This window comes from Stutzerimonas kunmingensis, from assembly GCF_900114065.1.
Classification (GTDB): domain Bacteria; phylum Pseudomonadota; class Gammaproteobacteria; order Pseudomonadales; family Pseudomonadaceae; genus Stutzerimonas; species Stutzerimonas kunmingensis.
On the sequence record NZ_FORS01000004.1, the window covers coordinates 39,454 to 60,938 of the forward strand.

Below are 21,485 nucleotides of genomic sequence, written 5' to 3' on the forward strand. Positions count from 1 at the left end.
AGCACGTCATACCGCAAACAATCGTCAATTGGCGCGCCATTCGCCGAGGCGCGCGCGCAAGCGCGCAGCGCACTGGCTATGCAACTGGCTCACACGCGACTCGCTGACCCCCAGCACCTGACCGATTTCCTTCAAATTCAATTCTTCGTCGTAATACAGCGACAGCACCAGCTTTTCACGCTCGGGCAGGTTGGCGATGGCGTCGGCCAGCGCCTGCTGAAAACGTTCATCCTCGAGATCACGGAACGGCTCCGGGTGGAGACTGGCAGCGTCTTCCTCGAGCTCGCCATGATCGCCTTCCTGCAGCAGATCGTCGAAGCTGAACAGGCGACTGCCCAGCGTATCGCCAAGAATGCCGTAATACTCGTCGAGACTTAGCTTAAGTTCGGCCGCAACCTCGTGATCTTTAGCGTCGCGCCCGGTTTTCGCTTCGATCGCCCGGATCGCCTCGCTGACCATCCGCGAATTGCGATGTACCGAACGCGGCGCCCAGTCACCCTTGCGGACTTCGTCCAGCATGGTGCCGCGAATGCGGATACCGGCGTAGGTTTCAAAGCTGGCACCCTTGCCGGCGTCGTATTTCTTAGCTGCTTCCAGCAGTCCGATCATTCCAGCCTGAATCAGATCGTCCACTTGCACGCTTGCAGGCAGACGCGCCAACAAGTGGTAAGCGATTCGCTTGACCAACGGGGCGTACTGATCGATCAGGCGGTACTGCGCATCCTTTGCCTGAGCCTTGCTGTAATACATAGCGGATCCGGCACCTGTCATTCGTGGCTGGGTGAAGCGGGGCTGATGAGGCGCTCTACGAAGAACTCGAGATGACCCCGCGGCGTCGCCGGCAGCGGCCAGGTATCAACCTTCTGCGCGATCGCCTTGAAGGCTAGTGCACATTTCGAGCGCGGGTACGCTTCATAGACTGCGCGCTGCTTCTGCACGGCCTTGCGAACCGCTTCGTCGTAAGGAACTGCACCGACATACTGCAGCGCCACGTCGAGAAAGCGCTCGGTAACCTTGGTCAGCTTGGCGAACAAATTGCGGCCTTCCTGCGGTGCGTGAGCCATGTTGGCCAACACGCGGAAGCGGCTGATGCCGTAATCGCGGTTCAGCAGCTTGATAAGTGCATAGGCGTCGGTGATGGACGTGGGCTCGTCGGTGACCACCAGCAGCACTTCCTGAGCTGCGCGCACGAAGCTCACTACGGAATCGCCGATGCCAGCCGCGGTGTCGATGATCAGCACGTCGAGCTCGTCGCCAAGCTCGCTGAACGCCTGGATCAAACCGGCGTGCTGCAGGGACGACAGCTGCACCATGCTCTGCGTGCCGGATGCGGCCGGCACTACGCGGATGCCGCCCGGCCCCTGGATCAGTACGTCGCGCAGATCACATTCGCCGGCGATGACGTCAGCCAGGGTGCGCTTGGTGGTAAGCCCCAGCAGCACGTCGACGTTGGCCAGGCCAAGGTCGGCGTCAAGCAACACCACACGCCGGCCGAGGTCCGCCAGCGCCAGTGCCAGATTGACCGACACGTTGGTCTTGCCGACGCCACCCTTGCCGCCAGTCACCGCAATCACCTGTACGGGATGCATACCCATGTTCACATGCCTATATCTTGCTGGGGCCTTGCGGCCGGCGATGCGTCCGCATGGCACGCATCTGATTCATTCGAGTACCGCTGTCGCAGCATCATCCAGCCCGCCGTGACGAGCCGTTGTACAACCCGGCGAACATGTCGGCCATGGTTTCTTCGCTCGGCTCCTCGCCGGACTGCAGGCTCACCGCCCGACTGACCAGCTGATGGCTGCGCGGCAGATGCAGGTCGTCAGGAATCCGGGGACCATCGGCGAGGTAGGCTATCGGCAAATGTTGGCTGATCGTGAGACCGAGCACATCGCCAAGGCTGCCCGCCTCGTCGAGCTTCGTCAGGATACAACCGGCCAGCCCACAACGACGATAGTTGTGCCATGCGGCCTTGAGCACCTGGCTCTGGCTGGTTGCCGCCAGCACCAGGTAATTCTTCGATTTGACGCCCTTGTCCGACAGCGCTTCGAGCTGCATGCGCAGCGTCGGATCGCTTGCCGGCAAGCCGGCGGTGTCGATCAGGATGATCCGCTTACGCGCCAGCGAGGCCAGCGATTTGCTCAGCGGCTGGCTAGGATCGATCTGCACCACCGGCACGTCGAGGATCCGGCCCAGCGTCTTGAGCTGCTCCTGCGCACCGATCCGATAATTGTCCATGCTGGCCAGCGCAATGCTCTGCGCGCCGTGTTTCAGCACGTAGCGAGCAGCCAGCTTGGCCAGCGTAGTGGTCTTGCCGACGCCTGCTGGGCCGACCAGAGCAATCACACCGCCCTCTTCCAGCGGCTCGTTCTTGGTGACCTTGATTGCCTGTGCCAGATACGCCAGCACCATGCGCCAGGCCTGACGCGGCTCGTTAATGCCGGCGACCTTTTCCAGCAGGCTACGCGACAGCTCGGCCGGCAGGCCCAGGCGCTGCAGACGGCGCCAGAGGCCTGCCTGCTGCGGGCGACGGCTCTGCTCCTGGCCCCAGGCGATCGAGCCGAGCTGCACTTCGATCAGCTCGCGCAAACCGTGCAGTTCCGAGTACATCGCTTCGATGGCACGGGAGTCGGCCGCGGGGGAAGGCTCGGCGACCGTATCGGGCTGTGCCTTGCTGGCCGCGACGGCAGGCTTCTCGTCAACCAGTTGACGATCCTGCATCTTCGCGCGCGGCGCAGCGCTCAGCTCGGCATGTGCATTGGCCAGGCGCGACTGCGTCTTGCGCAATTCGGCTTCCAGCGCCGGGTTGGGCTTGTTGGCCGCCGGCGCGGACTGCATGGGGTAATCGAGCACAGCGGTCAGCTCGACGCCACCGGCCACCCGGCGATTGCCGATGATCACGGCATCGGCGCCCAGCTCGTCGCGAACCATTTTCATGGCGATGCGCATATCGGCGGCGAAGAAACGTTTGACCTGCATGGCCTGTACCCTCGGTTAATTCTGACCCACCGTCGAGACGATGGTGACCTGCTTGTTGTCCGGTATTTCCTGGTAGGCCAGAACATGAATGTTCGGTACCGCCAGACGCGCGAATCTCGACAGCATCGCCCGTACCGGGCCGGCTACCAGCAGTACCGCCGGCTTGCCGAGCATTTCTTGACGCTGTGCTGCTTCTACCAGAGACCTTTGCAACTTTTCGGCCATTCCCGGCTCCAGCAAAATGCCGTCTTCGGAGCCTTGACCAGCCTTCTGCAGGCTATTGAGCAAAATCTGTTCCAACCGAGGCTCCAGAGTGATCACAGGCAGCTCCGGCTCTAGTCCCACAACGTTTTGCACGATTGCGCGAGACAATGCGACGCGTACCGCAGCAACCATTGCGGCGGGATCTTGACTCTTGGCGGCCGCATTGGCGATGGCCTCGGCGATGGTCCGGATGTCGCGCACCGGCACCTGCTCCTGCAGCAAGGCTTGCAGCACCTTGAGCAGCGTGGACAGCGAAACCATCCCGGGCACCAGCTCCTCGGCCAGCTTGGGCGAGCTCTTGGCCAGCAGCTGCAACAGCTGCTGGACCTCCTCATGGCCAAGCAGTTCGTGGGCATGCTTGTGCAGCACCTGATTGAGGTGGGTGGCGACCACGGTACTGGCATCCACCACGGTATAACCAAGCGACTGCGCCTGATCACGCTGGCTCGCTTCGATCCAGACCGCCTCCAGCCCGAACGCCGGGTCTCTGGCGGTAATGCCATTGAGCGGACCGAACACCTGGCCCGGGTTGATCGCCAGCTCCCGATCCGGATAGACCTCAGCCTCGGCCAGACTCACCCCCATCAGCGTCAAGCGATAGGCGTTGGGCAACAGATCGAGGTTGTCACGGATGTGAACCGAGGGCATGAGAAAACCCAGGTCCTGCGAGAGCTTCTTGCGTACGCCCTTGATTCGGGCCAGCAGCTGGCCACCCTGGTTGCGATCCACCAGTGGAATCAGACGGTATCCAACTTCCAGCCCCACCATGTCCACCGGGGTTACATCGTCCCAACCCAGCTCCTTGGTTTCGGCCGCACGCTGGGCCGGGAGCAGATCCTGCTGTTTCTGTACTTCCTGCTCGGCCTTCTTCACGACCTGCTTCTGCCGATGCCAGATCCAGTAGGCACCCGCTGCAGCCGCGGCGCCAAGGCCGAGAAAGGACATGTGCGGCATGCCGGGAACCAGACCCATGGCAATCATGATTGCCGCGGAAACGGCCAGCGCCTTGGGCGAGGCGAACATCTGCCGCTGCACCTGCTGCCCCATGTCCTCGGAACTGGTAACGCGGGTAACCATGATGGCCGCCGCGGTGGACAGCAGCAGCGAAGGAATCTGCGCAACCAGGCCATCACCGATGGTCAGCAGTGCATAGACCTGGCCGGCATCGCTGAAGCTCATACCGTGCTGCGCCATGCCGATACCGACGCCGCCGATCAGGTTGATGAAGAGAATCAGCAGACCGGCGACGGCGTCACCACGGACGAACTTCGAGGCACCATCCATGGAGCCGTAGAAATCAGCTTCCGACGACACTTCACTACGACGCTTCTTGGCTTCTTCCTGGTCGATCAGGCCTGCGTTGAGGTCGGCGTCGATCGCCATCTGCTTGCCGGGCATGGCATCAAGGGTGAAGCGCGCACTCACTTCCGAGATGCGGCCGGCACCCTTGGTCACCACGACGAAGTTGATGATCATCAGGATCGCGAACACCACGATACCGACGACGTAGTTGCCGCCGATCACCACATTACCAAAGGCCTCGATCACATGGCCGGCAGCGGAGCCGCCTTCATGGCCGTTGATCAGCACCACCCGCGTCGACGCCACGTTCAACGCCAGACGCATCAGTGTGGCAACCAGCAGAATCGTCGGGAACACTGCGAAATCCAGCGGGCGCAATGCATAGACGCTGACCAGCAGCACGACGATCGACAACGCAATGTTGAAGGTGAACAGCAGATCCAGCAGGAGCGGCGGCACCGACAGCATCATCATGCCCATCATCACGAGCAGCAGCAGCGGCACGCCGAGGTTGCCGCGCCCCGCACCCGTCAGGCCATTGCGAATATTGATGAGTTGCGTGCGATCCAACGTAGCCCCCGGGGATACAGAACGAATTCTTGACGCGACAAGCGTCCTGCCCGGGTTATAGCAAGAAGGGGTCCAACTTCTGCGGCCCGTTGCAGAGCCCGCCGCACGGTCTGTCCCTAGCCAGACCTGCGAGCCGCCGCGCCAGCGAACGCCACCGACAACTGGCAGTCACACTAGCAACCGGCGACAGCCCGTCGCCGTTTGTACAAAGGAGCTTCCAGATGAAACAGTGGATCATCGCCGCGCTGGCCGGCTGCACTGCGGTCGCCGTTCAGGCTGATACATTGAACGTCAAGGTGAACGCCGTGACGGCCCAGGGCGTCGGCGAATCGGTCGGCAGCGTCAAGATCGAAAACAGCGAATATGGGCTGGTGTTCCGCCCCGAGCTATCTGGCCTGCAGCCTGGCGCCCACGGCTTTCACGTTCACGCCAAGGGCAGTTGCGAGCCGGCCGAGATCGATGGCAAGCAGACCCCGGCTGGCGCAGCGGGCGGTCACTGGGACCCGAAGAACAGCGGCAAGCATGGCGAACCCTGGGGTGACGGCCATATGGGCGACCTGCCGGCGCTGTACGTCGACAGCGAGGGCAAAGCCAGTCAGCCGGTGCTGGCGCCGCGCCTGAAGAGCCTGGGCGATATCAAAGGCTTGGCGCTGATGGTTCACCAGGGCGGAGACAATCATTCCGACCATCCGCAACCCCTCGGCGGTGGCGGTGCGCGGGTCGCCTGCGGCGTCATCGAATAACGCAGGGACACGCGGCGAGCCGGCAATCGCCGCGTGATGCGCCTCAGTCGTCGCGGCGCAGATTCGGCGGGATGGGCACATCATTCAAGGGGTCCGGCCGCCGCCCCTTGCCCGCGCGGTACTGGCGCAGCTGATAGACGTACGCCAGTACCTGCGCCACTGCCAGGTAAAGGCCGGCGGGAATCTCCTGGTCCAGTTCGGTCGAGTAGTACACCGCCCGCGCCAGCGCCGGCGACTCCAGCACCGTCACCTTGTGCTCCTGGGCGATTTCACGAATCTTCAGCGCGACGAAGTCGCCGCCCTTGGCCACCAGCCGGGGCGCACCGCCCTTGTCGCCGTCGTATTTCAGGGCGACGGCGAAGTGCGTCGGGTTGGTGATCACCACGTCTGCCTCGGGCACAGCCTGCATCATGCGCCGCTGCGCCGCCTCACGCTGCAGCTGGCGGATGCGTGACTTGACCTCCGGCTTGCCCTCGGAATCCTTGTACTCGTCCTTAACCTCCTGCTTGGTCATCATCAGCTTCTGCTTGTTGTCCCAGAGCTGAAACGGCACATCCACAGCCGCGATCAGGATCAAGCCGCAGGCCATCCAAAGGGCGCACCAGCCGACCACCTCGGCGCTGTGCATGATGGCCAGGTCCAACGGCTGCTTGGCGATGGACAGCAGATCGTCCTGATAGGCCGAAAGCACCAGCAACGCCACGCCGAGTACCACCAGAAACTTGCCCAGCGCCTTGAGCAGCTCGACCAGCGCCTTGGTGGAGAACATCCGCTTGAGCCCGGCAGCCGGATTCATCCGGCTCATCTTCGGCGCCATCGCCTTGGCCGAGAACAACCAGCCACCCAGCGCTACCGGGCCGACGATCGATGCGATCAGCAAGGCAATCAGCAGCGGCATGATCGCCTCCAGCGCAAGCATGCCGCTGCCCATCAGCAGTCGAACCATGGACCCTTCATCGAGCAGCGTTTCCCGGCTCAGCTCGAAGGTGCCCTGCATCATCGCCATCAGGCTCTGTGCCAGACCTGCGCCCGACGCCAGCAAACCGCCGATGCCGCCGAGGGTCACGGCGACCGTGCTGAGTTCGCGGGAACGGGCCAGCTGCCCTTTCTCGCGGGATTCGCGCAGGCGTTTCTCTGTGGGTTCCTCGCTTTTGTCGGCGCCGCTTTCGCTCTCAGCCATGCGCGACCTCCTGCCCTGCCGCGTTCATCAGCGCGCCCCCGCCAGCTCACGCAGCATCGCCAGCGCCTCGCTGACGAATATCTGGTACTGGGCGAAGATGTCGGCCATGCCGATCCAGACGATGATCAGACCCAGCACCAGGGTCAACGGAAAGCCAATGGAGAAGATGTTCAATTGCGGCGCGGCCCGCGTCATCAGACCGAACGCCAGGTTCACCACCAGCAGTGCGGTGATCGCAGGCAGCACCAGGAGCAACCCGGCGCCCAAGACCCAACCCAGCTTGCCCGCCACCTCCCAGTAATGATTGGTCGACAGACCACCACCTACCGGCAGCGTCACGAAGCTCTCGGCAAGAATCTCCAGCACCACCAGATGACCGTTGACCGAGAGGAACAACAGGATCACCAGCATGTTGAAGAACTGACCGAGCACCGGCACCGAGATGCCGTTGGCAGGATCGACCATCGACGCGAAACCCAGGCCCATCTGCATGGCCAGCAACTGGCCGGACACGATGAATACGTGGAAGAAAAGCTGCAGGACGAACCCCAGCATCACACCGATGACCAGCTGCTCGGCGATCAACAGCAACGAGGTCAGGCTGAGCGACTCAACCACCGGCATGGGCGGCAACGTCGGCACCAGTACCAGGGCGATGGCCAGCGACAGGTAAAGCCGCACCCTCATCGGCACCAGCTGCGTACCAATCAGCGGCATGCTCATCAGCAAGGCGGCGATGCGGAACAGCGGCAGCAGAAACTGCCCTACCCAGCCGCCGATCTGCGCATTGCTCAGCTCAAGCACGCGCTTACCCGATCAGCAACGGAATGTTCTGGACAAGGTTCTGGGTGTACTCCATCAGCTCGCGCACCAGCCATGGCCCAGCCCAGATCAGCGTCAGCAGCATCACCAGCAGGCGCGGCAGGAAGCTCAGGGTTTGCTCGTTGATCTGCGTCGCGGCCTGGAACATCGCCACCACCAGGCCGACCAGCAGGCTTGGCACCACCAGCACGCCGACGATCATCGCCGTCATCCACAGCCCTTCGCGAAACAGGTCCACCGCTACTTCTGGAGTCATATGCGTGGTTCCTAAAGCGTGCCGAAGCTACCGGCCAGCGTGCCGATGATCAGGCCCCAGCCGTCCACCAGCACGAACAGCATGATCTTGAACGGCAACGAGATGATCAGCGGCGACAGCATCATCATGCCCATCGCCATGAGCACGCTGGCCACCACCATGTCGATGATCAGGAAGGGAATGAAGATCATGAAGCCGATCTGGAACGCCGTCTTCAGCTCGGAGGTGACGAACGCTGGCACCAGGATGGTCATCGGTGCAGCTTCCGGCGATGCGATATCGGTGCGTCGTGACAGCCTGACAAAAAGCTCAAGATCGCTCTCACGGGTCTGCGCCAGCATGAAGCCCTTGAGCGGTACTTCGGCGCGGGCAATCGCTTCCTGCGCCGGGATCTGCTCGCTGAGGTAAGGCTGCAGCGCTTCCTGGTTGATCCGCTCGAACACCGGCGCCATGATGAATAGCGTGAGGAACAGGGTCAGGCCGATGAGGATCTGGTTCGACGGTGTCTGCTGCAGGCCAAGCGCCTGACGCAGGATGGAAAACACGATGATGATGCGGGTGAAGCTGGTCATTAGCATGACGAACGCCGGAATGAAGCTCAGCGCCGTCATGATCAGCAGAATCTGCAGGCTGACCGAGTATTCCTGCTGCCCTTCCGCGTCGGTGGTCAGAGTGATCGCCGGAATCGAGAGCGGGTTGTTTCCCTGGGCCAGGATGCCGGAAGGCTCCTGCGCCATGGCGAGCGGGCCGAGCAACATCAGCGCGACCACCAGCAGAATGCGCAACATCAAGGCTTGTCCTTGTGGTCCTTGCCGAGCAGCTCCATCAGACGCTGGGCGAATTCAGGGTTGGCCGGCTCGGCGTCCGGCAGATGTACCGGCTCCTGCATCACGTGCAATGGCGTGATGCGGCCGCCACTGAGGCCGATCAGAATCTGCTCGCCGCCAACCTGGACCAGCACCAGCCGCTCGCGAGGCCCCAGCGCCTGGGTGGAGATCAGCTTGATCACCTGGGTGCCGCGCGGGTTCAGCTGCTGAACCCGACGCAGCAGCCAGGCGAGCAGGAAGATCAGCCCGATCACCAGCAACAGGCCGAGCATCAGCTTGCTCAGCTGAGCGCCCATGCCCGCGCTGCTCATGCTGGTTGCCGGCTCTGCGGCGAAGGCTGGCAGCGCGACGAACACTGCCAGGAATACGAGCGCGCGCACGTCAGCGCAGCTTCTTGATGCGTTCGGTCGGGCTGATCACATCGGTCAGCCGGATGCCGAACTTCTCGTTGACCACCACCACCTCGCCGTGGGCGATGAGCGTGCCGTTGACCAATACGTCCAGCGGTTCGCCGGCTAGACGATCAAGCTCCACCACCGACCCCTGGTTGAGCTGCAGCAGGTTGCGGATGCTGATTTCGGTACTGCCGACCTCCATCGAGATGGAAACCGGGATGTCGAGGATCACGTCCAGATTGGGGCCGTCCAGTCCCAGCTGCACGCCATTGGACTTGGGTGCGCTGGCGAAGTCCTCCAGCGGTGCCCGCGGGGCGGCTGGTGCAGCCGCTTCCGGCCCCTGATTCAGTAGCGCATCAATGTCGTCCTGGCTGGCGTCGCCAGCTTCGGCCAACGCCGCAGCCCATTCATCGGCCAGCGCCTGTTCCTCGGGGGAGGTGTTGTCGTGCTCGTCTGCCATCGCTAATCCTCGATCGGCTCGAATTGAGTAAAGGGCTGGCTCAGCGTGGGCGGACCACGGGTTCCAGCACCTGCAATGCAAGGTTGCCTTTGTGGGCACCCAGCTTGACCTTGAAGGACGGCATGCCATTGGCACGCATGATCATGTCTTCCGGCATTTCCACCGGGATCACGTCGCCCGGCTGCATGTTCAGAATGTCGCGCAATTTCAGTTGCCGCCTGACGACAGTCGCGCCGAGCGGAACGTTGACGTCGAGAATGTCTTCGCGCAGCGCCTTGACCCAACGCTCATCCTGGTCACTGACGTCCGACTGGAAGCCGGCATCCAGCATCTCGCGGATCGGCTCGATCATCGAATAAGGCATGGTCACGTGCAGGTCGCCGCCGCCGCTGTCCAGTTCGATGTGGAAGGTGGAAACCACCACCACTTCGCTGGGGCTGACGATGTTGGCCAGGGCCGGATTCACTTCCGAGTTGACGTACTCGAAGTTGACGTCCAGCACCGCGTGCCAGGCTTCCTTGAGATCGGTGAAGGCCTGATCGAGCACCATGCGTACGACTCGCAACTCGGTCGGGGTGAACTCGCGCCCCTCGATCTTGGCGTGGCGACCGTCGCCGCCGAAGAAGTTGTCCACCAGCTTGAACACCAGCTTGGCGTCGAGAATGAACAGCGCGGTGCCACGCAGCGGCTTCATCTTCACCAGATTGAGGCTGGTGGGTACGTACAGCGAATGCACGTACTCGCCGAACTTCATCACCTGCACGCCACCCACCGATACATCGGCCGAGCGGCGCAGCAGGTTGAACATGCTGATGCGGGTGTAACGGGCGAAACGCTCGTTGATCATTTCCAGGGTGGGCATGCGCCCGCGAACGATGCGGTCCTGACTGGTCAGGTCATAGCTCTTGATGGATCCCGGCTCGGAATCGCTTTCGGTATCCACCAGACCGTCGTCGACCCCGTGCAGGAGCGCATCGATCTCGTCTTGCGAGAGCAGGTCTTGAACAGCCATCTGCGGCAGCCTTCTATTGCAATACGAAGTTGGTGAAAAGCACTTGCTCGACGGCAAGCTTGCCAATTTCCTTCTGCGCCAGTTCCTGCACGCTGGCAGTCGCTTGCTGACGCAGCATTTCCTTGCCCACGGGCGTTTTCAACGCCTCGAAGTCCTGACTGGAGAACAGCATGACCAGTCGGTTGCGCAACAACGGCATATGCACTTTCAGTGCATCCAGCGCAGCCTGATCACGCGACATCAATGCAATGCTGACCTGCATGTAACGCTGGCGCCCCTTGTTGCTGAAATTGACCACGAAGGCCGGCATCAGGACTTCGTAGATCGCCGGCTGCTTGCCGGAGGCAGTGGTCGCGGCCTCTTCGGCCTTGTCATCACCAAGGTCGCCGCCCTTGTTCATGAAGTAAAGCGTACCGCCGATGGAAAGCCCTACGGCCACCAACATGGCGACCACTATCACCAGGATGAGTTTCAGCTTTCCCTTGCCTGCCGGTTCCGCTTCCGGTCCGGTTGGCGGCACTGTTGGTGGAGCCTGTTTCTTAGCCATGCCAAATATCCGTCATCAACAGCGTTCGATTCTGATTTCAGGAGTTAGGAGCAACAGCTGTGCCAACGTCAATGCACGCCGGTACGGCGCAGCCTCGGGGTCCAGGCAGTGCGCTCACAAGGTATCAGGAAAAGGATGGAGATAACGCCTGGATAGGCGGCGCGAAAGCGATCGCAGCGACGGGCGGCGGAAAACCGGCGCGCACCTGAACGGCGGCGCCGGATTATCCCTCAAAGCGGATGGCTCAGGCGTAGTAGTCGACGAGTCCGCGGTCACCGGCGGTACGACTGGACGCGATTTCCGTCACGCCGAGCTCCAGCTCATCGCCTGCCAGATCGCCCTCACCCGACGCTCCACCCCGCGAGGAGCCACCATCGGCTCCGCCTTGCCAGCCACGCGCCAGCGACTGATCGGATACGTTCACGTCCATCAGGTTCATGCCCTGCTGGGTGAACATTTCCCGTAGTCGCTGCATCTGCCCTTCCAGCGCGTCGCGCACTCCCGCATGCGGGCTGAGGAAGGTCACCTGCGCCTGATCCTTGGTCAGGTCGATACGCACTTCCATACGACCGAGTTCAGCCGGATCGAGTTGAATTTCCGCCGACTTGAGATTCTGGCTGGACAGCCACATCACGCGGTCGACGACCGCCTCGCTCCAGCCGGACTGCTGCATCTGTACCGGTTGACCCGGCACCAGTTGCGGACGCTGCGATTGCTGCACCTGCTGAGCGATGGCCTGGCTCAAGGGGTTGAGGTGTCCCGCAGCCAGTTCGCTTGCGCTGGCACGACTCTCCTTTGGCGCCTCCACGCTTTCCAGCAGGTCCTTGGTCAGCAATTCCACATCGAGCTCTTCGCCCTCACCCGCGTCCTGACTCGCCAGCAACGCGCTGGCAAAGCCATCGTCAGCCGAGGCCTTCGCCTGCGCATCGGTCAGCGGGTTCTGCAATTGCTGCTGGGCCTTCTTCTGCATGGCTGCCGGGGTTTCGGTCAGCGTATGCATGCCGGCCAGTGTTGTTTGGGTCGCATCGACAGCCTCATCGCCGGCGATGCCGGCAGCGGTCGTCGGCAGCCCCGGAAGCAGGGAGACAGCATCGACCTCGGCTTCAGGCTGGGCTTCGGATTCCGCCACGAACTGCGTGCCAAGGCCAAGCAGCAGCATTGGATCGAGCTCCGCCTCCGGAATTTCCTCAGCCGGCGTTTCGGGAGGCAAGGTATTGCCGCTTTCGGCAACCGCCGACTTCTCGTCGGTGGTCGCCTCCGCCGTTTCCTGCTCGCGCTTGCCCTCGACCGGCTTGTCACGGCCGGCCTCATTGCGCACCGGACGCTCGGCTGGTTTCGTCTGACGCTCCTTGGCGTAGACGTCGGAGAAGCTGGAACTGCCGCTGTCTCGCCCTTCACGCGGCGCCTCCGGCGCTTTGGCCGCAGCTTTGGGACGTGCGTCGACGGAAGGGGATCTAAGCAACAGGTCGGGGGAAACAGCCATGAGGTCATTCCGCTACGGATGGATCGTAGCGGAAGCAGAGCAAGTTCCGGGCCAGCAGCATGTTTGCCGGAAAAACACCGGGGATACGCGCTGGCATTGCCAGAAATGATGGCCCGACGGGCCGCGGCTCAGCTCTCAGAAGCGCTTGCGCGTCAGAGATTTGGCCACTCAGCCGTAGCGCTGGCGCTCGGCGCGGAACAGGATGCCGATGATGGCGAACTCTCGCTCGATGGATTCGATGAGCGCCGGGGCCTGGGCGAGGTTCTCCTCCCGAGCGGCACTCTCGAGCTCCTGGCAGAGGTCGGCCAGCAGCGTCGCGCCCATGTTGCTGCAGCTGCCTTTGAAGCTGTGCGCAGCACGCCGCAAGGTTTCAGACTGGTCGGCGAGACAGGCCTGGCGGAGCAGCCGAACGCGCTCCTCGGAGTCGGCAAGAAAGGTATCCAGCAGCGCCGGATACTCACTCTCCATCACGTCCTGCAGCGTGGTCAGCACGGCGCTGTCGAGATGAGTGTTGGACACCGGTACACCCCTGAATGAAAGCGGACGATTATGCCTCAGCCTGCCAGATGAACTCCACGCTCAGCCCGCGTCCATCCGACTGCCAGTCGAATCGGTCGCTCAACTGGCGCACCAGATGCAAACCGCGACCGCTGAAGCGATCGCTGCCAAACTGCGCCTGCAACGCGCGCGACACATCGAAGCCCGAACCGCTGTCGCTGATGCCGATGCGCAGCCGACCACCCTGCGGGGCGGTCTTGATGTTCAGCTGCAGATGCACATGACCGTCGACCAACGCCTGCAGGCGTTGTTGGCGTAAGTCGTAGTAATGCTTGAAACCGTCGGCATCACACTTGAGGCTCGAATCGAGGCCGAGCACGCCATGCTCCAGGGCATTGGAATAGAGCTCGCCCAACACGGTGTAGATCTCACCGACACGCGAGCGCAACTGATTGACCTGCAGCAGGATCTGCAGCAACGAAGGCAATGGATTGCCGCTGCGCAGGCTGTCGGCACGCAGCTCGAGCCGAATCGACCAGTCCATCGGCCGTGAGCGGTGCGCGGTGGCCGGGGCAATCGACGGCATCGTGATCACCTCCGGGCTGACTACGACCTCGACCAGGCTCAGGTCGTCGTGCTGCTGGCCGTGGAAATCCAGCAGCGCCTGCTCGATCTCGTCGAACAGCCGTGCCGGATCGTCGCTGGCGTCCAGCACGGCGAGCAGACGCTGCTCGCCGAACAGCTCGTCATTGGCATTGCGACTCTCGACCACGCCGTCGGACAGCAGCAACAGCCGGTCGCCGGGGGCCAAGGGGTAATGCTCGAACTTGTCGTCCAGCGACGCCGGGGAGACGACACCAAGCGGCAGGTGACGGGATGCCAGGGCCGTGCGCCGGCCGGCCGCGCCGATCAGGTAACCGTCGGGCAAACCGCCGTTCCACACCCGCAGGCTGCCCTGTTTGGGATCGATATCGAGCAGCGTCGCGCAGCAGAACATTTCCACCGGGAGTATCTGTTTGAGCTTGGCATTCATCTCGCGAAGGATGTCGGCGCTCGAATAGCCTTTCGCCGCCATCCCGTAAAAGGTTTCCGCCAGCGGCATGGCCCCGATCGCGGCGGGCAGGCCGTGGCCGGTGAAATCGCCGAGCAGGACAAACATCTGCCCCGCCGGGGCCTGCGCCGCCAGCAGCAGGTCGCCGTTGAACAGCGCCTGCGGCGACTGGCGGAAGCGGATGGTGGGCGCGCTCAGGCAACCAGCATGTGCGACTTTGTCGAAGATCGCCTTGGCGGCCCGATGTTCGTCGAGCAGCTGCTGATTGCGCCTGGCGATCAGGTCGCGCTGCTCGAGCACGGTCGCCTGCAGGCGGCGCAGGCGATGCATGGCCTGGATCTTGGCTTCGAGAATGATCGGGTTGTAAGGCTTGGCGATGAAGTCGTCGCCGCCGGCCTCGAGGCAACTGACCAGCGCTTCGTGCTCGGTCAGCGAGGTGAGAAAGATGATCGGGACCAGCTCGTCCCCGGCCAGTTGCTTGATGCGCCGCGCCGCCTCGAAGCCATCCATCACCGGCATCAGCGCGTCCATCAGCACCAGCTGCGGCCGCTCCTCCTGAAACAGCTCGACCGCCTCCTGCCCATCGGCCGCCGTCAGCACTCGGTGGCCCTGCTTGGCAACGATGGTGGAAAGCAGCATCCGATCGACCGGGCTGTCCTCGGCGATCAGGATCGACAGCCGCATGGGCATGTCAGGCGATCACGAACAATTGTTCGAAATTCGATACCGACAGGATCTTGCGCACGTCGCCATTGCAGTTGAGCAGGCGGATGTCCGCCTCGTCGCCACCGGCGTGATCGCGCAACAAGAGCAGCATGCCCAGCGCCGAACTATCCATGTAAGTGGTGCCTTGCAGATTGACCACATAACGCTGCGGATTCACGTCCTGACGCTGGTAAGCATCACGGAAGGCCTGATGCGCATTGAAGTCGAAGCGTCCGCTGATGGATATGGTCAACTCCTGGCCATCCGTCGAAGGCTGCGAGGTAATGGTCATGTGGCACTCCTGATCCGGTACGTCTTGAAAGCGGCTTGCGAGCAGCCGTCGCGATAAGCGAAATGAACAGCCGTGTACCGGCTGAAAGGCGGCCATCCGGTTCTGAGACTTATCCTCGGAAGAACCAGATGGCAGCAGAAACGATCTGTTGGCGGTCGCCGCGCTGAAACGCGGTCAAGATTTATCATCCAAGCAGCGGTACGGCAAGCACGAATCCGGCCTGAGACCGTGGCTGGATCACTGCTCACGCGTTCTCCCGGAAAGCCGCTGGGCGTACTCGTCGAGCAACTTCTGCTCACGCTTGTCCGCCGCGATCCGCGCCTCCTTCTGATAGCTTTCGACCAGCTTGCTCAGGCCTTCGACACGCGCATGGCGCTGGTGCCACTGCTGGCGCAGCTTCCTCAGGTTGTCGCGGTACCAGTTGACGCTGCGCTGCTGCTGCCCGATGGCCGACTCCAGCTGCGACAGGAAGCGCTGGTAATTCATCAGCCACTGCCCTGAGACGCCCTGACTGCCCTGCTGCATCCATTGCTGCTGGTAGTCGCTGAAGTACTGCTCCAGCTCACCGAGCTTGGCCTCGGCCTGATTCAGCTGAGTCTGGCCCTGGCCCAGCAACCGTGCGGCTTCCTGCTCGGCCTTTTCGGCCATCTCGATGACCGGCGCCAGGCGCGCCGCCCGACTAGCCGCCATCGGTTAGCCGCCCTGCCGTGGATTGAACACCGCTGCGAGCTGCGCCGCGCTGCGCGTCAGGTCCTCGCTCTCATCGAGGCCCTGACGCAGGTAACTGACCATCTCGGCCTGGCGCGCGATGGCCATATCCGTTTCCGGATCGCCACCTGGCACATAGGCGCCGACACTGATCAGGTCGCGGCTCTGCTGGTAGCGCGACCAGAGCTGCTTGAAACGCTGCGACGCGCGCACATGCTCGGCGCTCACCACTTGCGGCATGACCCGGCTGATGGAGGCTTCGATGTCGATAGCCGGATAGTGGCCTTCTTCGGCCAGACGGCGCGACAGCACGATGTGGCCGTCGAGTACACCGCGAGCGGCATCGGCGATCGGGTCCTGCTGGTCGTCACCCTCGGAGAGCACGGTGTAGAACGCCGTGATCGAGCCGCCGCCCTGCTCGGCATTACCGGCGCGCTCGACCAGACTCGGCAGCTTGGCGAACACCGACGGCGGATAGCCCTTGGTCGCTGGCGGCTCGCCGATGGCCAGGGCGATCTCGCGCTGGGCCTGGGCATAGCGCGTCAGCGAGTCCATCAGCAGCAGCACGTTCTTGCCCTGATCGCGGAAGTACTCCGCAATACGCGTGCAGTACTGCGCGGCGCGTAGGCGCATCAGCGGCGCTTCGTCAGCCGGCGATGCCACCACCACGGAGCGCTTGATGCTTTCCTCGCCGAGGATGTTCTCGATGAATTCCTTGACCTCTCGCCCCCGCTCGCCGATCAGGCCGACGACGATGATGTCGGCCTCGGTGAAGCGGGTCATCATGCCCAGCAGCACCGACTTGCCGACACCGGTGCCGGCAAATAGGCCTAGGCGCTGACCGCGACCGACGGTCAGTAAGCCATTGATACTGCGGATGCCGACATCCAGCGGCTCGCTGATGGGGTGGCGCTTGAGCGGGTTGATAACGGGGCCGTCCATCGGCACCCAATCCTCCGCTCTCATGCCGCCCTTGCCGTCCAGTGCACGCCCTGCGCCATCCAGCACGCGGCCGAGCATGGACATGCCCATGGGCAGCCGTCCGGTATTGACCAGCGGCACGACCCGCGCGCCCGGCGCGATGCCGGCAAGGCTGCCGACAGGCATCAGATACAGCTTGCCGCTGGAAAAGCCCATCACCTCGGCCTCGACCTCGGTGGGGTGATAACTGTCGTCGTTGATCACCAGGCAGCGACTGCCAACGGCTGCGCGCAGCCCTTCAGCCTCCAGCGTCAGACCGACCATGCGCAGCAGGCGCCCTTCAAGCATGGGCTGGCTGGGCAGTTTGATCGCTTCGCCATAGGCTTCGAATCGCTTGGCGAAACTGGTTCGCTCAAGGCGCATCGGGCATGTCCAGATCGATGGTCAGATCGGCGGCAGGAGGACGGGTGGCATTCTCGCGCTGCTGTTCGAACAGTTGCTTGATGGCCTGGGTGAGGCGCGTCTCGATGCTCGCATCGATGCGGCTGTGCTCGGTTTCGATATGACAGCCACCAGGCAGCAGGCTGCTGTCCTCGAGAATTCGCCAGCTTTCCTCGTGCCGCTCGCGCAGCGCCTTGATCAGCTCGAAGTCCTGCGGATTGACGTGGATTCGCACATTGCTGGCGCCCATTGGCAGCAACTTCAGCGCCTCACGCAGCACCTGACGGATCTGGCTGGAATCGATCAGCAGATCACGCTGGATCACTTCGCGCGCCATGTGACTGACCAGGGTCGCCATGGCGTGCTCGAGATTGCGATCCTGATCGGCAATCGGCTCGAGCAACTGACCCATCAGCTGCTCAAGGTTTTCCAGCCGCGGCGCCAACGCGGCCTCGGCCTCCTGCCGCGCCTTGAGCTGGCCGGCATGGAAACCATCTTTCTCGCCGGTGGCGAAACCTTCGTTGTATGCCTGCTGGCGGATCGCTTCGAGTTCGTCGAGCGTCAGCGGTTTGACTTCCTCGACCGGGACGTCCTCGCTTCGCGCCAGCTCTTCGGCGGGCTCTTCCACGACCCCTGCTGCGGGCAACTCGTCTTCTTCGCCCTGCGGGTCGAAGCTGGGCAGCGACCAGCGATCGAACAGGCTGACGTCTTTCGCGCGTATGACGTCGCTGGGGTTGTCCTTGGCCATGTGTGGAATTCGTACCTGGTTAGATCATCTCTTCGCCGCCCTTGGAGCCCAGGACGATTTCACCGGCCTCGGCCATGCGGCGAGCAATGGTAAGGATTTCCTTCTGCGCATTCTCGACATCGCTGACACGCACCGGGCCCTTGGCCTCCAGGTCGTCACGCAGCAGCTCGCCGGCGCGCTTGGACATGTTCTTGAAGACCTTTTCCTTGATGCCGTCGTCGGCGCCCTTGAGCGCCATCACCAGCACGTCGGAGGATACCTCACGCAGCAGCACCTGAATGCCGCGGTCGTCGACTTCGGCGAGGTTGTCGAAAACGAACATCAGGTCTTCGATCTGGCTCGACAGGTCCTCGTCCACATCGCGGATGGCATCCATCAGCTGGCCTTCGATGGAGCTGTCCAGGTAGTTCATGATGTCCGCCGCGCGCTTTACGCCGCCCAGGCTGGCGCGGCTGGTGTTGGTGCTGCCGGAGAACTGCTTTTCCAGGATCAGGTTCAGCTCTTTCAGCGCAGCCGGCTGCACGGTGTTGAGCGAGGACACGCGCAGGACGATGTCCAGGCGCACCTTGTGGTCGAAATGCGAGAGCACCTCGCCAGCCTGGTCCGGGTCGAGATAGGCCACCACGATGGCCTGGATCTGCGGGTGCTCGTAGCGGATCACATCCGCCACCGCACGCGGCTCCATCCATTTCAGGCTGTCCAGACCGCTGGTGTTGCCGCCCAGCAGGATGCGGTCGATCAGGCCGCCGGCCTTGTCCTCGCCGAGCGCCTGGGTAAGCATCTTGCGAATGTAACCGTCGGAGCCGACGCCGAGGCTGGTCTGGTCGCCGACGATCTCGACGAACTCGCTCATTACCTGTTCGATCTGTGCCTTCTGCACGTTGCGCATCTGCGCCATGGCAGTACCGACGCGCTGCACCTCTTTCGGACCGAGGTGACGCAGGACCTGCGCAGCGTCGGTTTCACCCAGCGAGAGCAACAGGATGGCGGCCTTGTCGACCTTGTTGAGCTTGGCTTGAACTCGATTGTCATTCATCGGCGTTGATCCACTCTTTCACCACCTGGGCTACCCGTCCCGGGTCATCGGCCACAAGGTTCTTGATCGCGTTCAGCTGGGCTTCATATCCCTCGCTGGGGCTCGGCAGCAGAATGTTCTGCGGGCCGCTCAGGCTGACCCGGTCACTGGCCAGGCCGGAGTCCAGTCCATCATCGTCACCCAGTTCGCCCGGACCGCTGGCAACCTGCAGTTCCTTGCCGCTGGACGGATTGGTGAGGCTCTTGAGCACCGGACGCAGCACACCGAACACCAGCACCAGGATGAACAGCACGCCGAGGACCTGCTTGACCACATCCCAGAACCACGGTTGCGAGTAGAACGGTATCTCTTCGAAGGTCTCACCGGCGCTGTCGGCGACGAACGCGGTGTTGATCACGCTGACGCTATCGCCGCGGCTGGCATCGAAGCCCACCGCGTCTTGCACCAGGCGAGTGAAGCGCGCCAGATCATCGGCGTTCCACGGTACGCGAACCATCTCGCCGGCCGCATTGAGCGTCATCTGATCGTCGACCACTACTGCCACTGAGAGCCGGCGCAGGCGACCCTGCTGCTGCTTGGTATAGCTGATCGAGCGATCGAGTTCGTAGTTGCGCGTAGCCTGCTCGCGCTTGTCGGCCGGATAAGGCGCGAGCATCGGCTGACCGGTCACGGGATCCATGACCTGCTGACCATTGGCATCGAGCAGAGGCTGACCAGGAGCCACGGCACCCGCGGCGGCTGCGGCCTGATTGGCCTGCTCGGGCGCGGTCGCCGGGCCAGGAGGCTGATTGCTCAGGGCGCCCGGCACGCCTTGCGGCGGCAGGCTGCTCTGGCGCTGCTCATTGACGCTCTGTTCGCTGCGCAACGCCGGCTGATCGGGGTTGAAGGTTTCCGAGGTGGATTCGACGGCGCTGAAATCCACGTCCGCGGAGACTTCGGCCTTATAGCGGCCGCTGCCCAGCACTGGCTGCAGAATGTTGTGCACGCGCTGGGTGTAGAGACCTTCCATGCGGCGGCTGTAGTCGAACTGCTTGCCGGCCATGCTCAGCTCGGTCAGTTCCTGCTGATCGGACAGCAGGTTGCCCTTCTGGTCCACCACGGTGATCTGCGATTTGCCCAGTTCCGGCACGCTGGTGGCGACGAGGTTGATGATCGCCATCACCTGGCTCGGTTCCAGCGCGCGGCCCGGGTAAAGCTCCACCAGTACCGAGGCACTGGGCTTGCGCTCGTCGCGAACGAACACCGAGCTCTTCGGGATCGCTAGGTGCACACGGGCGCCCTTGACGTTGTTCAGGCTGGAAATGGTGCGGCCCAGTTCGCCCTCGAGACCACGGCGATAACGGGTCGCCTCCATGAACTGGCTGGTACCCAGCCCCTGTTCCTTGTCGAGGATTTCGAAACCGATGTTGCTGTCGGCCGGCGCGATACCCGCACCGGCGAGCTTAAGACGTGCGCGAGCAAGATCATCCGCCTTGACCAGCAGGGCGCCGGAGTTCGGTTCGACGGTATAGGCGATATCCGCAGCGGCGAGGGTTTCCATCACCTGATTGGCATCCATCCCCGCCAGGCTGCCGAGCAGCGGACGATAATCGGGCTGCTGCGACCAGAGCACCACGGCAAAACCGATCGCCACGCTGGCCGCCAGCCCGACCAACAGGCCGACCTGCCGCAGCATGGACATATCCGAAAGGTTTTCCAGAAAGGACAAGCCCAGCAGGGGCTTCTTGACACCCTCGGGAGTAGCCGGCACCGGAACGTTCACCGCTTCAGCCATGATTCAATCCGCCTCACACCGGCATCTGCATGATGTCTTGATAAGCCTGAACCAGTTTGTTGCGCACCTGGGTCATGGCTTGAAAGGAAACGCTGGCCTTCTGGGAGGCGATCATCACTTCGGTCAGGTCGACACCGCCCTGCCCCATCTCGAAGGCAGATGACAGCTGGCTCGAAACCTGCTGGGTTTCGTGCACTTTATTCACCGCCTGGCCAAGCATGTCGGAGAAGCTCGGAGCGCCGACCTCCTGGGTTTTGACCTCCGGCTTGGCGCGCGCCATTGCATCGGTCTGCATGGCCCGCATTTCCAGCATCAAGCGATTGAATTGAACACCCTGACTCATCTAATCCTCCAACAGCCGCGGTTTTTTTGACGCATCGCGGCAGGCAAAGACTAGATAGCAACAAGGGTGCCAGATCGAATACCAGCGGCCAGGCGCGGCGATGACCTGCACTTACGCCCGTCGCAACT

Annotated in this window: 23 protein-coding genes; 1 reads left to right on the forward strand and 22 read right to left on the reverse strand. The window is 62.8% G+C overall.

The features are described 5' to 3' along the window. Positions 1-24: 24 nt before the first annotated feature. The 4 genes from fliA to flhA form a co-directional block, all read right to left on the reverse strand. Positions 25-750: an RNA polymerase sigma factor FliA gene (gene fliA / locus BM275_RS11185; RefSeq protein WP_014820850.1), complete on the reverse strand. Its 726-nt coding sequence runs from the start codon at positions 748-750 to the stop codon at positions 25-27. 17 nt (positions 751-767) lie between these two features. Further along, on the reverse strand, positions 768-1,595 hold the full coding sequence (fleN, locus tag BM275_RS11190) for a flagellar synthesis regulator FleN (protein WP_014820851.1): 828 nt from the start codon (positions 1,593-1,595) through the stop codon (positions 768-770). Between the two features lie 91 nt (positions 1,596-1,686). Beyond that, positions 1,687-2,979: a flagellar biosynthesis GTPase FlhF gene (gene flhF / locus BM275_RS11195; protein ID WP_090521215.1), complete on the reverse strand. Its 1,293-nt coding sequence runs from the start codon at positions 2,977-2,979 to the stop codon at positions 1,687-1,689. A gap of 15 nt (positions 2,980-2,994) precedes the next feature. Continuing rightward, positions 2,995-5,115 carry a flagellar biosynthesis protein FlhA gene (gene flhA, locus BM275_RS11200; RefSeq protein WP_090521216.1) on the reverse strand — a complete coding sequence of 707 codons (2,121 nt, stop codon included), beginning with the start codon at positions 5,113-5,115 and terminating at the stop codon, positions 2,995-2,997. A 221-nt stretch (positions 5,116-5,336) separates the two neighbouring features. Here flhA and sodC point away from each other — a divergent pair, with 221 nt between their 5' ends. Further along, complete coding sequence (gene sodC / locus BM275_RS11205) at positions 5,337-5,858, forward strand: superoxide dismutase family protein (RefSeq protein ID WP_014820854.1); 522 nt, start codon at positions 5,337-5,339, stop codon at positions 5,856-5,858. A 43-nt stretch (positions 5,859-5,901) separates the two neighbouring features. Here sodC and flhB read toward each other — a convergent pair whose 3' ends face one another. The 18 genes from flhB to fliE all read right to left on the reverse strand — a co-directional run bounded on the left by flhB (position 5,902) and on the right by fliE (position 21,357). After that, entirely contained in the window at positions 5,902-7,038 is a 1,137-nt protein-coding gene (gene flhB / locus BM275_RS11210; RefSeq protein WP_090521217.1) for a flagellar biosynthesis protein FlhB, read from the reverse strand. Positions 7,039-7,065: 27 nt separating this feature from the next. Then, on the reverse strand, positions 7,066-7,842 hold the full coding sequence (fliR, locus tag BM275_RS11215) for a flagellar biosynthetic protein FliR (protein WP_090521218.1): 777 nt from the start codon (positions 7,840-7,842) through the stop codon (positions 7,066-7,068). A 4-nt stretch (positions 7,843-7,846) separates the two neighbouring features. Then, positions 7,847-8,116 (reverse strand): flagellar biosynthesis protein FliQ, encoded by a 270-nt coding sequence (gene fliQ, locus BM275_RS11220; RefSeq protein WP_003296594.1) that lies wholly within the window; start codon positions 8,114-8,116, stop codon positions 7,847-7,849. An 11-nt stretch (positions 8,117-8,127) separates the two neighbouring features. Further along, the gene (fliP, locus tag BM275_RS11225) at positions 8,128-8,904 is read right to left on the reverse strand and encodes a flagellar type III secretion system pore protein FliP (RefSeq protein ID WP_041014454.1); all 777 of its coding nucleotides are present in this window, start codon (positions 8,902-8,904) and stop codon (positions 8,128-8,130) included. Continuing rightward, a complete protein-coding gene (fliO, locus tag BM275_RS11230) occupies positions 8,904-9,323 on the reverse strand; it encodes a flagellar biosynthetic protein FliO (RefSeq protein ID WP_023446686.1) in 420 nt (139 codons plus the stop codon). The genes fliP and fliO overlap by 1 nt, the downstream gene beginning before the upstream one ends. Position 9,324: 1 nt before the next feature. After that, on the reverse strand, positions 9,325-9,798 hold the full coding sequence (gene fliN / locus BM275_RS11235) for a flagellar motor switch protein FliN (protein ID WP_003299587.1): 474 nt from the start codon (positions 9,796-9,798) through the stop codon (positions 9,325-9,327). Between the two features lie 40 nt (positions 9,799-9,838). Further along, complete coding sequence (fliM, locus tag BM275_RS11240; protein ID WP_014820859.1) at positions 9,839-10,810, reverse strand: flagellar motor switch protein FliM; 972 nt, start codon at positions 10,808-10,810, stop codon at positions 9,839-9,841. Between the two features lie 13 nt (positions 10,811-10,823). Further along, on the reverse strand, positions 10,824-11,357 hold the full coding sequence (gene fliL, locus BM275_RS11245) for a flagellar basal body-associated protein FliL (protein ID WP_031298308.1): 534 nt from the start codon (positions 11,355-11,357) through the stop codon (positions 10,824-10,826). A gap of 244 nt (positions 11,358-11,601) precedes the next feature. Further along, positions 11,602-12,840, reverse strand: a complete 1,239-nt coding sequence (locus tag BM275_RS11250; RefSeq protein ID WP_090521220.1) for a flagellar hook-length control protein FliK — start codon at positions 12,838-12,840, stop codon at positions 11,602-11,604. Positions 12,841-13,008: 168 nt separating this feature from the next. Then, positions 13,009-13,359: an Hpt domain-containing protein gene (locus BM275_RS11255; RefSeq protein WP_041014458.1), complete on the reverse strand. Its 351-nt coding sequence runs from the start codon at positions 13,357-13,359 to the stop codon at positions 13,009-13,011. A 28-nt stretch (positions 13,360-13,387) separates the two neighbouring features. Beyond that, on the reverse strand, positions 13,388-15,079 hold the full coding sequence (locus BM275_RS11260) for an ATP-binding SpoIIE family protein phosphatase (RefSeq protein ID WP_192871753.1): 1,692 nt from the start codon (positions 15,077-15,079) through the stop codon (positions 13,388-13,390). A 1-nt stretch (position 15,080) separates the two neighbouring features. Then, entirely contained in the window at positions 15,081-15,386 is a 306-nt protein-coding gene (locus BM275_RS11265) for an STAS domain-containing protein (protein ID WP_003299593.1), read from the reverse strand. 237 nt (positions 15,387-15,623) lie between these two features. Next, positions 15,624-16,076: a flagellar export protein FliJ gene (gene fliJ / locus BM275_RS11270; RefSeq protein ID WP_041014459.1), complete on the reverse strand. Its 453-nt coding sequence runs from the start codon at positions 16,074-16,076 to the stop codon at positions 15,624-15,626. 3 nt (positions 16,077-16,079) lie between these two features. Continuing rightward, positions 16,080-17,438 (reverse strand): flagellar protein export ATPase FliI, encoded by a 1,359-nt coding sequence (gene fliI / locus BM275_RS11275; protein WP_014820865.1) that lies wholly within the window; start codon positions 17,436-17,438, stop codon positions 16,080-16,082. After that, complete coding sequence (gene fliH / locus BM275_RS11280) at positions 17,428-18,204, reverse strand: flagellar assembly protein FliH (RefSeq protein WP_014820866.1); 777 nt, start codon at positions 18,202-18,204, stop codon at positions 17,428-17,430. The genes fliI and fliH overlap by 11 nt, the downstream gene beginning before the upstream one ends. Positions 18,205-18,223: 19 nt before the next feature. Beyond that, a complete protein-coding gene (fliG, locus tag BM275_RS11285; RefSeq protein WP_014820867.1) occupies positions 18,224-19,240 on the reverse strand; it encodes a flagellar motor switch protein FliG in 1,017 nt (338 codons plus the stop codon). Then, complete coding sequence (gene fliF / locus BM275_RS11290; RefSeq protein ID WP_046621931.1) at positions 19,233-21,014, reverse strand: flagellar basal-body MS-ring/collar protein FliF; 1,782 nt, start codon at positions 21,012-21,014, stop codon at positions 19,233-19,235. Before fliF ends, fliG begins: the two co-directional genes overlap by 8 nt. A 13-nt stretch (positions 21,015-21,027) precedes the next feature. Beyond that, positions 21,028-21,357 (reverse strand): flagellar hook-basal body complex protein FliE, encoded by a 330-nt coding sequence (gene fliE, locus BM275_RS11295; protein WP_003299599.1) that lies wholly within the window; start codon positions 21,355-21,357, stop codon positions 21,028-21,030. Positions 21,358-21,485: the final 128 nt, after the last annotated feature.

Coding starts and splice junctions, on each gene's coding strand:
- fliA (WP_014820850.1), bottom strand. CDS start 750: ATGTATTACAGCAAGGCTCAGGCAAAGGATGCGCAGTACCGCCTGATC.
- fleN (WP_014820851.1), bottom strand. CDS start 1,595: ATGGGTATGCATCCCGTACAGGTGATTGCGGTGACTGGCGGCAAGGGT.
- flhF (WP_090521215.1), bottom strand. CDS start 2,979: ATGCAGGTCAAACGTTTCTTCGCCGCCGATATGCGCATCGCCATGAAA.
- sodC (WP_014820854.1), top strand. CDS start 5,337: ATGAAACAGTGGATCATCGCCGCGCTGGCCGGCTGCACTGCGGTCGCC.
- flhB (WP_090521217.1), bottom strand. CDS start 7,038: ATGGCTGAGAGCGAAAGCGGCGCCGACAAAAGCGAGGAACCCACAGAG.
- fliQ (WP_003296594.1), bottom strand. CDS start 8,116: ATGACTCCAGAAGTAGCGGTGGACCTGTTTCGCGAAGGGCTGTGGATG.
- fliP (WP_041014454.1), bottom strand. CDS start 8,904: ATGTTGCGCATTCTGCTGGTGGTCGCGCTGATGTTGCTCGGCCCGCTC.
- fliN (WP_003299587.1), bottom strand. CDS start 9,798: ATGGCAGACGAGCACGACAACACCTCCCCCGAGGAACAGGCGCTGGCC.
- fliM (WP_014820859.1), bottom strand. CDS start 10,810: ATGGCTGTTCAAGACCTGCTCTCGCAAGACGAGATCGATGCGCTCCTG.
- fliL (WP_031298308.1), bottom strand. CDS start 11,357: ATGGCTAAGAAACAGGCTCCACCAACAGTGCCGCCAACCGGACCGGAA.
- BM275_RS11250 (WP_090521220.1), bottom strand. CDS start 12,840: ATGGCTGTTTCCCCCGACCTGTTGCTTAGATCCCCTTCCGTCGACGCA.
- BM275_RS11260 (WP_192871753.1), bottom strand. CDS start 15,079: ATGCCCATGCGGCTGTCGATCCTGATCGCCGAGGACAGCCCGGTCGAT.
- BM275_RS11265 (WP_003299593.1), bottom strand. CDS start 15,386: ATGACCATTACCTCGCAGCCTTCGACGGATGGCCAGGAGTTGACCATA.
- fliJ (WP_041014459.1), bottom strand. CDS start 16,076: ATGGCGGCTAGTCGGGCGGCGCGCCTGGCGCCGGTCATCGAGATGGCC.
- fliI (WP_014820865.1), bottom strand. CDS start 17,438: ATGCGCCTTGAGCGAACCAGTTTCGCCAAGCGATTCGAAGCCTATGGC.
- fliH (WP_014820866.1), bottom strand. CDS start 18,204: ATGGCCAAGGACAACCCCAGCGACGTCATACGCGCGAAAGACGTCAGC.
- fliG (WP_014820867.1), bottom strand. CDS start 19,240: ATGAATGACAATCGAGTTCAAGCCAAGCTCAACAAGGTCGACAAGGCC.
- fliF (WP_046621931.1), bottom strand. CDS start 21,014: ATGGCTGAAGCGGTGAACGTTCCGGTGCCGGCTACTCCCGAGGGTGTC.
- fliE (WP_003299599.1), bottom strand. CDS start 21,357: ATGAGTCAGGGTGTTCAATTCAATCGCTTGATGCTGGAAATGCGGGCC.